This is a genomic window from Streptomyces sp. NBC_00683, assembly GCF_036226745.1.
In the GTDB taxonomy this organism is placed as follows: domain Bacteria; phylum Actinomycetota; class Actinomycetes; order Streptomycetales; family Streptomycetaceae; genus Streptomyces.
Window position 1 is genome coordinate 1,257,180 of the sequence record NZ_CP109013.1, and the last position, 14,615, is coordinate 1,271,794.

A 14,615-nucleotide genomic window follows, 5' to 3' on the forward strand; every position below is an offset into this window, starting at 1 on the left:
ACAACCGCCCGGCCATGCGCCGGCGCAGGGGCCGGCCATGAAATCGCATCACGTGTCTCCACACGTCGAAGAGGAATGGGTCGGAACGCAGGAGGTGTGCCGGCATCCGGCGTGGGATGCCGGCACACCTCCTACGGGGATCACATGTCCGGCAGCGCCATCGGGTTGGCCAGCTGCTGGATCGCGGTTCTGTCCGCCGCACCGCTGTAGACACGGACTTCGTCGATCGCGCCGGCGAAGTACTCGCCGCCGCCGCCGAGTGCCGAACGGCCCACCTGGAGACCACCGCTGGCGCCCCAGAGGGTGTCGTCGGTGCCGTGCGCTATGTCGGCGAGCTGACCGTTCACATACAGCCGGATCTCGTTCCCGAACGCGTCGTAGACGACGGCCAGGTGCTGGCCTGCCGTATCGGTGTCCGGAAGCGCCTGATCGTCGGTGAAGGACTTCACCGGTGCCGTGGCGGAGTCCGACTCGGCGACCGCGAGCTCCCACCTGGACGTCGATTCGGCGTCGTCGGCAGGCCGGTAGCGGACGGCGACGCGGTTGGCCGCCGTGCCGGGAAGGGACAACACCGTCTGGGCCGAGGTCGCGTCCGAGGCGGTGAGCTGGGCACGCGCGGTCACGGTGAAGCTCGACGCACCGGTGACCGGTGCCGTCGCTGTCGAAGCGAAGTCACCGTTACCGTCGAGCACCAGGTGGCCCGCACCGACCATCGGGAACGGATCGGGCGACAGCGGGTCCGTGGGCGCGTTGTAGATCGAGGCGTTGCCCGCGAGGGTCAGCTTCTGGCCTGTGCCCGTGTCCGCGGAGGCGCCTGCGGCCGCCGCGTCGAGCTGCCAGTAGTTCATCCGGGTCGGCTTGACCGTCATCATCTCCGCCACCTGAGCGGCGGGCAGGACGCGGTCGAACACACGGACCTCGGCGAGGTCACCGGAGAAGTTGTCCCGGTAGCCGCTCTTGGCCGTGGTCCGGCCGATCTGCAGCGGCCCGTACGACTTCCACAGCGAGCGCCGGGATGCGGTGCCCTTGGAGTCCTTGTTGATGTAGAGGCGCAGCTCGGACTTGGTCGCGTCGTAGACGCCGGTCAGCAGTACCCACTGGTCGGGGACCACGCTGACGCCGGTGGCCACTGCCTTCCACTCGCCGAGTGTGTCGACGTCGGTCACCGGGACGGAGAACGCCCAGGTGCCCGCAACCTGGTCGTAGCCGAGGGTGAAGCCGGGCTCGCCGGTGCCGTCCTGGCTGATGACGGCCATGTCGCGCGTGGGGGTGCCGTTCGGGCGGACCCAGGCGCTGACGCTGAAGCTCTTCGAGGAGTCCAGCACCGTTTCGTTGACGTCCGCGTACGCGGCGCCGGTGCCGTCGAAGCGGGCGGCCGAGTCGGCCTTGCCGCCGGGGCCCTCCACGCCGAAGGTGACGCCGGTGCCCGTGTCGGCCGAGAACGCTCCGGTCTCGTCGTGGGCCTCGGTGCTCGACGGCTCGTCGGCGAGGTTCCACTGGCCGGCGACGGGGGTGCCCTCGGTCACCAGGAACTCGTAGTGCGCCTTGGTGCTCGGGTTCTCCGCCTTGTCGACGGCGATGACGTCGACCCAGTGGCGTCCGGAGCGGGTGGGCATCCAGTTCACGGTCGCGGGTCCGCCGGGTGTGGCGGCGTTGACCGTGGTGGCCGGGGTCGCGGTGCCGTCGAACGCGTACCGGTACTTCACGACGTCGGTGTCGGGCACCGAGTCGTTCGGGTTCGGTGCGAAGGTGAAGGAGCCGTAGGTGCCGACACCGTCGTGGTACACGGTGTCGGACGGGTACTGCTTGGACAGCACGTTCGGCTTGCCCGGCAGCGTCTTGTCGTACATGAACTCGCAGCGCACGGTGTCCCCGTCGTAGCTCCAGGGGCCGTATCCGTCACCGTCGTAGGCGCGCGCGCTCCAGTAGATGACGGTGTTCTGCGGGATGGACGACTTCACCGTGTGGGTGAACTTGGTGCCGGACGTGGGCGCCAGCCAGGACGGGGTGAGGTAGGAGTAGGTCTTGGCCTCCTTGGTGACCGGGTCCGTCCAGTCCACCTTGAACTCGACCTTGACCTTGTCGGTCAGGCCGTTGCCGTGGTCGGGGTCGCTCGCCACGGCCTGCAGCTGCGGCGGTACCTCGGAGAAGGGGCGGCCGGCACCGCTGGTGCAGATGCCGCCCGGGTTCTGCGAGAGCGTCGTGATCTTCCGCGGCAGGTTGTTGTAGCTGATGGACAGGTAGGCGTTGCCGCAGACCCGCTTCCATTCGGGCAGCCGCGACTCGTCGGCGGCCCGCAGACCCAGCGTCATGGACGACCAGCCCTCGGCCGCCGCGGTCTTGACCTCCGCGGTCAGCTCGCCGGTCGCACCCGACTCGAAGTGCAGGTTGGCCTGGCTGGAACAGCTCGTGGGCGAGATGGCCTTGTCGACGGTGCCGATGTGGTCGGTCCAGTCGTCCGAGGTGTTGGACCAGCTGGAGGAGGAGGTGATGCTGTAGTTCTTGCCGCCGATGCGGTAGAGCCGGATCGGTTCGGCGGTCGGCGAGGCGCTGTAGATGTGCTCGACGCGTGCGGAGAACGTCGCGCCGAGGATCTGCTTGCCCTTGTAGAACGACATGGGCATCGTGAACAGGGTCCGGCGTACCCCCACACCGTTGCAGGACACCGGGCTGTAGTCGGTGGGGCACTTGCCGACGCCCGCACTGCCCGAGTACTTCCAGTCCTGCTCGCCCGGCATGCCGGACATCACGCCGGTCCACGCCGTGCGCGAAGTGGTGCGCTGGATCGGGTCGATGACGACCGGGAAGACGGTGTCGTCGCCCTGGAGCAGCTTCTGGTCGGGGACGAGGGACAGCTTGCCCTTGCCCACCTCGATGCCCAGCGGCGAGGTCCGGCCACCGCCGCCGGGGCCGGCGAGGGCCGCCTTCGGCGCGACCGCCGGGGCGGGTGCGGCATCGGCGGCCGCGGCGGCGAGCGCCTTCGACACCGCCTTGGGACCCTGGGCCCTGGCCGCGGTTTCCTTCACCGCGGCGGAGTCCCACATCACCGGCTTGCCGGCTTCGAAGACGGTTCCGCCGACGGCCGCGTCCTCGGCCTTGATGGCGCCGGAGGCGTCCTCCTTGACCTTGAGGCCGTCGGTCCTCAGGCCCAGATCGAGCCTGGCCAGCCTCGGGTCGGCTGCGGCTTCGGGGGTCTTGACGACCAGGAGGTGGCCGAAGCCGTCCGCCTCGGCGCGCACCGTGAGGTCGACGCCGGGCAGTGCGTCCTTGTACGTGGCCGTGTCGCCCTCGAGCGCGGGAGCGGGCAGCTTCCCGTACGGCCAGGTCAGGGCCATCTCGCGGCCTGCCTGGTTCATGGTGACGAACGGCTTGCCGGCCGTGCCGTCGGAGAAGGACAGGGCGACCGCCGCTGCCTTCGGCGTGACCGTTCCGTCTGCGTGCCGTACGAGGGTCCGGTCGATGTCGACCCACGTACCGTCCTGGAAGGTACGGACGGGGTCGGTGTACTCACGGGCCGTGAAGGTGCCGTTCGGTTCGGCGTAGATCTCCCGGCGCGAGGTGCGCATGCCGAGGATCTCGACCTTCTCGCCGCTCTTCTTGGCAACGGTCAGCGCTTCGGCCTCGGTCCGAACCGGCTTGCCGGCAGCGGCGATGGACGGCTCGGGGGCTTCGCCGGGGGCGGGGCCCTCCGACTGGGCGCTGAGGACGCCGGTCATCACAGCACCCGCCACCACTGCGGCGAGCGCGCCGCGCAGCACCGGGCCGCGTCGTATGCGTCTGGACATGCGTGTGTTCTCCAGGTCGTTCATCAACGTGCCACGGCTCCGAACGCGACGTCACCCGTGGGGATGCCGCCCTCACCGGGCTTGAAGGTGTGGGTGGGTGCGCCGCCCGATGCCGTGTTCCAGCTGAAGGAGTGGACGGCGTGGCCTGCGGCGGGCCCGTAGGGCATGCCCACGTACAGGGCGGAGGGGGTGGAGCCCAGGCTCATTCCGGCGAGTTGGCGGGAAGCGGGTTCCACCGGGATGCCCGAGCCGGGGTCGAGCCAGGCGTCGGAGGCGCCGGGCGCACCGACGAGCGGGAAGATCTGCACTCCGCCCTTCTCCATGTGTTCTTCGTCGGACTCCTCGCCCGGCACGCCGACTGCCAGCCGGGTGGTGGTGGCTGAAGCCGTGCTGTTCGGGGCGGTGTTGACCGCGGCGAGCCGCTGTCCGAAGAAGTCGCCGGCCTCGGTCTGTTCCTCGGCGTCCGCGGTGTTCTGGTCGAGCCAGTAGACCTGCGTGAAGGTCCCTGAGGCCGTGACCCGGAAGACCTGAACGGCTCCCGCGTCGACCGTCGTGGACAGGTCCTCGCCCGGGACGCCGACGGCGAGGAGGACCTCGGTCGTCGAGGTGGCGCCCGAGGGCCGGTACGGGACCATGGCGAGGGCGGTGCCGAAAGCGTCACCCGCCTCCTCGGCGCCCTGGATGATGTCCTGATCCTGCGCCAGGCCCACCAGCGGCTTGGGAAGCCCGGAGACGAGGGTGTGGCTGAAGACCGCGACACCTCCGGCGAACGGCACGGTGCCTATCGCCTCCCCCGGCGTTCCGACGGCGAAGTGCGTCGGGGTGGTTGCGAACGACGAGCCGAACCGGTCGTCCACCTCCATCTCTCCCGGCACCGGCCCGGCGGTGGTCGTGTCCTGGTTGACGCCGACGGCGGTCGCCGCGTCGGCGGAGAGGTAGAAGAAGACGCCGGCGTCCTCGACCGTCCCCAGCGCTTCGCCGGGGGCGCCGATCAGCAGGTACGAGGTTCCGGCCGCGGTCTTGCCGCCGGCCAGGGCGTATCCGACCCAGTCACCGGTCTCCCTGCCCCCGCCGAGCGACGAGGTCGAGCCCTGGGCGTGCTCCTTGACAGCCTTCCCGCCGGCGGGTCCGGCCGCCGAACCGTAGACGATCTGGACCAGGCCCGCGTCGCGGATCGTGGCGTCGTCCACGGCGAGGTCCTCGTACGGGATGCCGACGGCGATGTCGCTGCAGCCGTCGGCGTCCGCGTCGTAGACGGCGAACGAGAAGCCGAACCGGTCGTCGGGCTCGGCGCCCCCCGGAACGTTTGCCGTCTCCTGGGACAGTTGCATGCTGCCCTTGCCACCGCCGTAGACGATGTGGAGCAGACCGGCCCCCGGGACACTGTTGACCGTCCCTTCGGGGTCGGCGATCACCGTGTCCCTGATGCCGTCCCCGTTGAAGTCGGAGTCCACGCCCGAGCATCCGGCGGCGAGGGCGGTGGCGGGTGCGGTGAAAGGCGCTCCCGGACCGAACCCCAGCGCGAATGCGGTCAGGACGACTGCGCTTGCGGCGAGCGCTGTTCTTCTTCTGGCCGTGCGCCGCGGCGGGCGCATCGGACTGGTCACGGAAATGGTTCCTCCCCTGATCGTTCCGGCTCGTCGGCCGGAGGTCCCCGAAACGTCTTCGGGCATGCTTGTGACGGCGTCGGCCGGCATTCATGGATGTGGCGGGGCTCGCAGGTGCGGACGGCGCGCGAGGGCACGCCGGTACCTGGACGGGCGGGGCGGCGCCCGGGTCGCACGGGAGTCACCGCCTGATGGGTCCTGCTGGTACGCCGGCCACCGCGGCATCGTGCGCACGGCATGCGTGCGCCCGTCCGGGTCAGCTCAGATACGCGCCGAAGGCAACACTGCCGGCCGGGATGCCACCTTCACCGGGGCGCCAACTCTGCGTGGGTGCGCCGCCGTTCGGGGTGTTCCAGGGGAAGGCGTGGACGGCTCTGCTCCCGTCGGGACCGTAGGGTACGCCGACGTACAGCGACGTCGGGCTCGAACCCAGGCCCATGCCGGTGAGCATGCGGGGCGCGCGCACGGCGGGAATGCCGTCGCCGGGTGCGATCCAGCTGTCACCGGCGCCCGGCTCACCGAGCAGCGGAAGAACGTGCACGCCGCCCTCTTCCGGATACTCCTCGGTCGACTCCTCACCGGGTGCTGCCACCGCGAGGCGCATCGTCGCCGCGGTGCCCGTGGCTGACGGGGAGGTGTTGGCCGCGGCGAGTCGCTGTCCGAAGAAGTCCCCGGCCTCGGCCGCCCCCTCGACATCGGGGTGGTTCTGGTCGATCCACTTCAGATGCTGGAGGGTTCCGTCCGCCCGGATGTCGTAGGTGTGCACGGCTCCGGCGTCGACAGTGGCCGCCAGGTCCTCACCGGGGACGCCGACCGCGAGGAGCGAGTCGTTGTTCGTGGTCGAGCCGGCGGGGCGGTAGGGGGCCATCGCCAGCGAGGTTCCGTACTGGTCTCCGGCCTGCGCGGTGGTGTCGGCGCTGCCGCTGCGGCCCTGGCCCATGCCGAAGAGGGGGTCGGGGATGCCGTCGGTGTTGATCGAGGGCCGGAAGACGACGACCGCGCCGGCGAACCCCACGTTCTGGGACGTCGTGGCGATGGACTCGCCGGGCGCACCGACGACGAAGTGACGGTCCGTCGCGGCGATCGACGCGCCGAAACGGTCATGGGGCTCGGGATCCTCCCAGACGCCCGCCGAGTCCTGCGAGACGTGGGCCACGTTGTAGCCGGTGCCGTAGACATGGTGGAACATCCCCGTGTCCACGCCCTCGTCGCTGTCCGCGCCGGGCACTCCGATCACGAGGAAGGGAATGCCGGTGGCCGATGTGCCCGCGGCGACGGCGTGTCCGGCCCAGTCCTCCGCTTCGTAGGTGCCGCCCAGCCTGCCGTCGGCTCCCTGCCGGAAACCGATGGTGGCGACTCCTGTGGGCGCGATGCCCGTCGGTGAGCCGTAGATGAGGTGGACGAGTCCCGCGTCCTCGACCGGCCCGTCCGCCGCGTTGATGTCCTCGAACGGGATGCCCACGGCGATGTCGCTGCAGCCGTCGAGGTTGGCGTCGTAGACGGCCGACGAGAAGCCGAACCGGTCGTCGGTCTCGGCGCTGTCCGAGACGTTCGGGGAGTCCTGCGACAGCGCGAACGTCCCCTTGCCGCCCCCGTAGACCACGTGGATCTGCCCGGCACGTTCCTTGCCCGAGACGGTGGCCTCGGGGTCGGCGATGAGCGAATCGCGAATGCCGTCCCCGTTGAAGTCGTGCTGCGCTCCGGCGCAGCCCGCGGCGGCGGCCGCCTGCGGAACCGACAGCGCCGGGGGGCCCAGCAGTGTTAATGCCGCCACCAGCGTCATCCCGCCGACCATTCGGCCGCTCCGTCTGCCTGCAAGAACCATCGATCCAGCCCCCACCCCTGCGGCACGACGCTCATCGAGCGTTCGCGACCCCTGACTGATACCCCCGCTCTGGCCGGCCGCGTTGCACGCCGCGACGAAGCTCCCCGCTTCATCGCCCCCGGTCCTGGGACCGGGTGCAATTCACATGATCGACAGAGGTGGGACGGGACTTTGCCACGTGTTCCGAGCGCTGCGCAAGAACACATGTCCGACATTTACTTATCAGTAACAATCATGGTTCGGTCACAGCTCGTTCACAAGTAGCTCATGGCTTGGCCACACATCGCGGCGGGCACGGACAGCGCGCTCTGCAGGAAGGTCCCGACGCTCCAGGCGAGTTCCATCCCCCGGCCTTCCGTCAGCGCTCGCCCGCAAGGTCGAGTTCGCCCTGGGGCGCCGCCGACGCGCCGTCCGCCCCCGCCGAGGCACGCCACGGGCGCGCGGCGAGCCCGGACACCGAGCGCCACCAGCGCTCCGCGGGGAGCTTCCCCGCCGGCTCGAAGGGCTCGCCGGGCCGCGGGAAGGCCACCGCCTGCCCCAGTTCCTCCGCGGCGTCCTTCGTCCACTCCGCCGGCTCGGACCACGGGTGCGGGGCGAGATTGAAGGTGGCCCAGTGGATCGGCAGCAGGGTGCCGGCCGGCCCGCCGCCCTGCAGGTCCAGATGCGCCTGCACGGCCTCGGCGGGTGTCATGTGGATGTCCGGCCAGTACTCCGAGTAGGCACCGAGCTGGATCATCGTCGCGTCGAACGGTCCGTGCTCGGCGCCGATGTCCCGGAAGCCGGAGAAGTAGCCGGTGTCACCGCTGTGGTAGATCCGGTGCTCCGGCCCCGCGACGACCCAGGACGCCCACAGCGTGTGCTGCTGGTTGCGCAGCCCGCGCCCGCAGAAGTGCCGCGCGGGTGTCGCGGTCAGGCTGATCCCGGCGATCCGTACGGTCTCGTTCCAGTCGAGCTCGTGGATCCGGTCGAGGGGCACGCCCCAGCGCTCCAGATGGGCGCCGACGCCGAGGGGGACCGCGAAGACCGTGTCGGTGCCGGCCAGGGTACGGATGGTGGGCAGGTCGAGGTGGTCGTAGTGGTCGTGGGAGATCACGACGACGTCGACGGGGCCGAGCGCGGCGAGCGGGAGGGGCACGGGGTGCAGCCGCTTCGGCCCGGCGAAGGCGAACGGCGAACAGCGCTCACCCCAGACCGGGTCGAAGAGCACCCGCCGCCCGTCGATCTCGGCGAGCACGCTGGAGTGGCCCATCCAGGTCAGCCGGAGCCCCGTGGCCGGCGGCGCGGCCAGATCGGCGAGCGTGGTCGCGTGGAGGGGGACGGTACCGGTCGGCGACCTGCGGGCCCGCTCCTCCTTGCGGAAGTAGACCTTGGCGAATTCGAGCATGGAACCCGACGGCCGCGTCCGCGCCCCCTCGGGGTTCTGGAAGACCCCGTCGGCGAAATTGGGTGAGCGCGTGATGCGCTCCATCCTGGCTCCGGCCGGGTCCGCTCCGAAGGCGTCGGGCCGCAGCGAGCGGAGTCTCATGCGGAGCGAAGGCTGATTGTCGGCGCCGGTCACAACATCTCCTGAGGGAGTCGGTGTCGTCCCATTATGGTCGGGGGGTACGACGGGGCAAGAAAATGGCGGTGAACGGAGCAATACCGGCGACACCGCCGGCGGAGCGTGCGGCGTCAGGCACGCGGCTGCCCGTACACATGCTCGATCCTCAGCGTCAGGACGACCCTGCGGTCCTGGACCATCGCCCGTCGGTAGTCGTCCCAGTCCGGGTGCTCGCCCCGGACGTCCCTGTAGAGCGTGATCAGCTGTTCCACGGTCGCGTCGTGCGGATCGGCGGCGAACGGGGTCAGCTCGGCGGTGGCGTCGACGACCGTCCACGCCCAGCGGTCGTCGCTGGTCACGTGGTAGCTCGCGCGGGGATCCCGGCGGAGGTTGCGGGTCTTGGCCCGGCCCTCGGTGATGGAGACCCGGATCACGCCCTCGTCGGGGTAGTAGGCGTGGTTCACATTGGACAGCTGGGGCCTGCCGTCCTGCTTGAGGGTGACCAGCACCCCGCCGTCGTGCTCACCGACGAGTCGGAGCAGCGCTTCGCGCCCGGGTTCGATGTCCGTCATGCAGACTCCAACGTCCGCCGCCGCCCCAGGATTCCGCAGTGCGGTGCCTTCGATCTCACATGCGGCGCACCGCCGCGACGGGAGCACCCCGACCGCCCCGCGTCAGATCATCTTTGACAGGGGTGCCACCCGCTCCCAATACTGAATGACCATTCAGTACGACCGACCGAGGAGCCGCCGGATGACACCCCACTCCCCCGCCCCGCTCATCTCCCTGACCTGGACGGATCACGTCACGGGCCGCGAGGGTCACCTGGTCGTCGACCGGCTGGTGCGCGGAGTTTCCAGCGGCGGGCTGCGCATGCGGAAGGGGTGCACCCTCGACGAGGTGACGGGCCTCGCCCGTGGCATGACCATGAAGGAAGCACTGCACTACGACGCCGACGACGGACAAGCGCGCTACATCCCCCTGGGCGGCGCCAAGGGCGGCATCGACTGCGATCCGCGGGACCCCGAGGCGTACGGGGTGCTGGTCCGCTATCTGCGGGCGGTGCGCCCCTACGTCGAGAGCGTCTGGACGACCGGCGAGGATCTCGGCCTCACCCAGGACCTCGTCGACCGGGCCGCGGCGGAGGCCGGGCTCGTCTCCTCTGTCCAGGCGGTCTTCCCGCTGCTCGACGACGAGGCGGCGGCCCGCGGGCGGCTGGCGGACGCCTTCGCCGTCACGGTGGACGGGATCGGGCTGGACGAGCTGGTGGGCGGGTGCGGGGTGGCCGAGTCCGTGCTCGCCGCACTGGACCGTGCGGGCGTCGCCCACAGCGGTGCCCGGGTGTCCGTGCAAGGGCTCGGCACCATGGGCGGAGCGACGGCGCGCTTCCTCTCCCGGGCCGGACTCAGGGTCGTGGCGGTCGCCGACGTCAGGGGCACGATCGCCAATCCGGCGGGACTGGACGTGGAAGGCCTGCTGGCCGCCCGGGACGCGTACGGGACGGTCGACCGGAGCGCCCTGCGGGAGGGGGACCACGAGCTGCCTGCCGACGCCTGGCTGACCACCGACGCGGAGGTACTGGTTCCGGCGGCCGTCTCGTACACCGTCGACGAGGTGAACCAGGCCTGGATCAGGGCCCGTTGGGTGGTCGAGGCGGCGAACATGCCGGTGCTGCCGGAAGCGGAGAAGCTGCTCGCCGCGCGCGGGATCACGGTCCTGCCCGATGTGGTCGTCAACTCCGGTACGAACGCCTGGTGGTGGTGGACCCTGTTCGGCGACATCGGGGCCGACGCGGAGGAGGCGTTCGGGCACACCCGCCGCTCGATGCGCGCCCTGATCGACCTGATGCTGGCCCGCGCCGAGGCCGACGGCTGCACCCCTCGGGAGGCGGCCCACGCGATCGTCGCGGACCGGCTCCCGGTCATGGCGGAGCGGTTCGGCTGGTACGCGCGGTAGCTGTGTGAGGCGCACCCCCTCCGGGGCTTCGGCGCCGGAGGGGGTGCCTGCGTCGGCGGTCGAGGCGATTTGACGCCATGGCAGCTTCCCGCCACCTCCAATCGCCACCACTCCGCCATGACCCTGTCACTCTCGGCTCACCACCCCCTGGGAACACACGAGTTCACGAGGTGAGAATGAGACGGACCAGATGGGCGGCGGCCTGCGCCACAGCGCTCGCCGCCGCACTTGCCGGCGGGAGTCTTCCCGCAGCGGCCACAGGCGCACCCCCGTTCACGTCCCCTTCCGTGTCCCCTTCCACGGATGGCCGGGGCCGCACCGTCACCCTGCTGACCGGCGATGTGGTGACGTACTCGGGTGACGGCGAATCGGTACAGATCACCGCGATCACACCGGGTCCCGGCCGGGAAGGCATGGGCTTCAGCCGGTTCCGGTCCGACGGTCATGAGTACGCGGTACCGATCGACGCCGCCGGCCAGGTCTCTCAGGGCCGCGTCGACCAACGGCTGTTCGACGTCACGGAACTGGTCGCTTCGGGCTACGCCGACGGAGCGGCCGACACCCTGCGCGTCCTGGTCGCTGGAGCGGCTTCCGCATCGGGCAGCCCCGGCGCACCGCGGGGCGCCCGCGTCGCCGGCACCTTCCCGACGGCCGGAACCACCGCGCTGAGTGTGCCGAAGAAGTCGGCGAACGCCGTGTGGAAGCAGCTCGGTACGGCATCGGCGGCCCGCTCCGAAGGCATCGGGAAGGTCTGGCTGGACGGCAGGGTCCAGGCATCGCTCGACACCTCGGTGCCTCAGATCGGGGCGGACGAGGCGCATCGGGCCGGGCTCACCGGCAAGGGGACCAAGGTCGCCGTCCTGGACACCGGGTACGACCGGGACCATCCCGACCTGAAGAAGGCTGTCACCGCCTCGCAGGACTTCACGGATGACGGTGACGTCCAGGATCTGCAGGGACACGGCACCCATGTCTCGTCGATCATCGCCGGATCCGGTGCAGCATCCGGCGGCCGGTACGCGGGAGTCGCGCCCGGCGCGGAGCTGATCGAGGGCAAGGTCCTCGCCAACGACGGTTACGGCTACGACTCCTGGATCCTCGCCGGGATGGAATGGGCGGTCGCGCAGGACGCCCGCGTCGTCAACATGAGCCTGGGATCCAGTCGCGCCTCGGACGGCACCGATCCGCTGTCCTCCGCCGTCGACCGGCTGTCCGAGGAGCACGGAACGCTGTTCGTCATCGCTGCGGGCAACAGCGGTGACCGCACGATCAGCGCGCCCGGTGCCGCCGATGCGGCACTGACGGTCGGCTCGGTCACCAAGTCGGGTGAGATGTCGGAGTTCTCCTCGCGCGGCCCCCGCCAGGGCAGGCCTGCCGTGAAACCGGAGATCTCCGCGCCCGGCAGCTCGATCGTGGCGGCACGCGCCGCCGGCACCCTGGACGACTCGGCCGTGACCGAGCGGTACGCCTCCCTGTCGGGTACGTCCATGGCGAGCCCGCACGTCGCAGGGGCCGCCGCACTGCTCGCCGAGAAGCACCCGGACTGGTCCGGTGCGCGGCTCAAGTCCGCCCTGATCGGCAGCGCCGCCCCGGTCGACGGCACGACGACCGATGACACGGGATCCGGCCTCACCGATGTGCCGGGTGCGCTCGGCACAGCCGTTCTCGCCGAACCGGCCACGCTGGCCGCCCACTCCACGTATCCGAACAGCGCCGCCGCTCCCCAGACGCACCGGATCACCTGGACCAACACCACCGCGAAACCCGTGAGACTGCGGCTGTCCACGGGCCGGGGCGGCGCGGTCAGGACCGGTACGGACTCCGTGACGGTGCCCGCCCGCTCCACCGCGCGGACCGACGTCGTTCTCGACGCCTCGCGCGTCGAGGCCGGCACGACGTACAGCGGCGCGGTCACCGCCACCTGGCCGGGCCGCGGCCGGGCAACCGTGCCCGTGTCGATCGAGGCCGACCCCGAGACGTACACCCTCACCCTGACCGGCCCCGCACCGCGCGAGGGAGCGGAGCGCACGTGGACGGCCGCCGTGCTCCAGGACGAGAGGACGGGTGCCTCGTACACGGTCTCGCTCACCGGGAACACCCCTGAGAAGGTGACGCTGCCACGAGGCAGCTACCGGCTCATGGGGCACATCTGGGAGTACGACAACGTGGGCACGACCACGGTCGGTACGGCCGCGATCCACTTCGCCCAGCGGGTGACGGTCAGCGGCGACCGTGCCGTCGCGCTCAGCACGGAGTCGGCCCGAGAGGTGAGGATCGGCGTCGACGACGGCCGTGCCCGGATCGCGTACCAGTCGGCAACGGGCATCGCCTCACGGATCGGTGCGGCGGACACCGGATTGATCGCGCCGAGCTCCGCGGGCCAGTACCGCGTCGAGGCGGTTCCGACGACGGGCGGCACCATGGAGGGGCTCACGTTCTTCGGCGGTCTGAGCTGGCAGCAGCGGGAGGTCGACGCCTCGGAACCGGGCTCGTCGCCGCAGGAGTTGAAGCTGCTGCTGTCCCAGTACAGCATCTTCCGCTGGGTGGGTACGGCCACGGGTCAGGTCGTCGACATCGGTACCGGGCAGGACACCGATCCCGCCGCGATGGACCTCGAGGGAAAGATCGTGCTGTGGTCCCCGGCCAACAGCCCGACGGAGGCCAACAACGCGCTCTACCAGAAGCTGTCGGACGCCGGGACCGCCGCCATCGTCTACGCCGGGTACGGGCTCTCCGTCTACCGGCCCACGCCCGTTCTCTCCCTGGACCGCTCCAGCCTTCCGCTGCTGCGCGAGCGGCTCGCCCAGGGGCCGCTCACGCTGAAGCTGGACGCCGTGAACTCCTCGGCCGACGCGTACTTCCTCCACCACTCCGTCGACGGCAAGGTGCCCGCCGGAGCGGAGTGGTTCGACCGCCGCGAGAATCTCGCCAAGGTCACCACGAAGCACCGCACCCACGGGTATCCCGACGACCCCAAGGGCATGTACGCCTGGACCAGCTGGAACGGGCTCACGCTGTTCCAGCAGTCCGTCGGCTACCGCCCGCCGATGGACCAGACGCTCTACTACACACCGGATGTGGCCTGGACCAGCGCCACCTTCCACTACCAGTACGACGTCTCCGACTCCGTCTACCCGCTGGGGACCCTGAGCGGCCCGCCCACCGTCTACCGCAAGGGCCGTACCTACGGGGAGGACTGGATGTCCGCTCCCTTCAACCCCGCCCTCGGGGAGAGGGCCGGCTCCCCACAGATCACCAGGGCCGGCGACAAGCTGAATGTGGGCCTGCCCATGTTCTCCGACGCCGCAGGCCACCGCGGGGAGACAGCGCCCGGCGCGGACAGCGGCAGCACCGTGCTCGCCGCCGACGACGGCACCGTACTGGCGAGCAACGCGGCGCCCGGCCGGGCCGTCTTCGATCTGGACCGGCGCGACCGCTGGTACCGGCTCACCGTCGACGCCACCCGTACCTCCCCGGATCCGGTGACCTGGATGCTCGGTTCGCGGGTCACCAGCGAGTGGCGGTTCCGTTCCGGCCACGAGTCCGGGAGGACCGCGGCAGCCGCCCGGCTGCTCGATCTGGACTACCGGCTGCCGCTGACCGGGGTCAACGCCACCGAGGCCGACAAGCCCCTCGGCTATACGGTCGGTCTCACCGCGCAGGGCAGCCGGAGCGCGGTTCCGGTCGCCTCGCTCAAGGTCTGGTACGCCACCGACGGCACGGACTGGAAGCCGGCTGCGGCGTCCCGTGGAGCGGATGGCCGGTGGAAGGTGACCGTACCGGCTGTCGGCACCGCCAAGGTCGACCTCCGGACGACGGTGACGGACCCGTGGGGCGCGTCCCTGACGGAGACGCTGACCGACGCGTACAGCTCGGGCTGCGCCGACATCTGGTGCTGACCG

General features: G+C 70.7%; 7 protein-coding genes. 2 read left to right on the forward strand and 5 right to left on the reverse strand.

All coding sequences use genetic code 11. The features are described 5' to 3' along the window. Positions 1–140 precede the first annotated feature (140 nt). The 5 genes from OG257_RS05630 to OG257_RS05650 form a co-directional block, all read right to left on the reverse strand. Positions 141–3,785 carry a LamG domain-containing protein gene (locus OG257_RS05630; RefSeq protein WP_329205275.1) on the reverse strand — a complete coding sequence of 1,215 codons (3,645 nt, stop codon included), beginning with the start codon at positions 3,783–3,785 and terminating at the stop codon, positions 141–143. 23 nt (positions 3,786–3,808) lie between these two features. Beyond that, entirely contained in the window at positions 3,809–5,392 is a 1,584-nt protein-coding gene (locus tag OG257_RS05635) for an FG-GAP repeat domain-containing protein (RefSeq protein ID WP_329205276.1), read from the reverse strand. A gap of 256 nt (positions 5,393–5,648) precedes the next feature. Continuing rightward, positions 5,649–7,175 (reverse strand): VCBS repeat-containing protein, encoded by a 1,527-nt coding sequence (locus OG257_RS05640; RefSeq protein ID WP_329205278.1) that lies wholly within the window; start codon positions 7,173–7,175, stop codon positions 5,649–5,651. 400 nt (positions 7,176–7,575) lie between these two features. Beyond that, positions 7,576–8,775, reverse strand: a complete 1,200-nt coding sequence (locus tag OG257_RS05645) for an MBL fold metallo-hydrolase (protein ID WP_329205279.1) — start codon at positions 8,773–8,775, stop codon at positions 7,576–7,578. Positions 8,776–8,888: 113 nt separating this feature from the next. Then, positions 8,889–9,329 carry a PPOX class F420-dependent oxidoreductase gene (locus tag OG257_RS05650; protein ID WP_329205280.1) on the reverse strand — a complete coding sequence of 147 codons (441 nt, stop codon included), beginning with the start codon at positions 9,327–9,329 and terminating at the stop codon, positions 8,889–8,891. A 181-nt stretch (positions 9,330–9,510) separates the two neighbouring features. On the opposite strand from OG257_RS05650, the gene OG257_RS05655 reads away from it, so the two are divergent. Both OG257_RS05655 and OG257_RS05660 read left to right on the forward strand, forming a co-directional pair. Next, a complete protein-coding gene (locus OG257_RS05655) occupies positions 9,511–10,713 on the forward strand; it encodes a Glu/Leu/Phe/Val dehydrogenase dimerization domain-containing protein (RefSeq protein ID WP_329205282.1) in 1,203 nt (400 codons plus the stop codon). A 287-nt stretch (positions 10,714–11,000) separates the two neighbouring features. Further along, positions 11,001–14,612 (forward strand): S8 family peptidase, encoded by a 3,612-nt coding sequence (locus OG257_RS05660; RefSeq protein WP_329205283.1) that lies wholly within the window; start codon positions 11,001–11,003, stop codon positions 14,610–14,612. Positions 14,613–14,615: the final 3 nt, after the last annotated feature.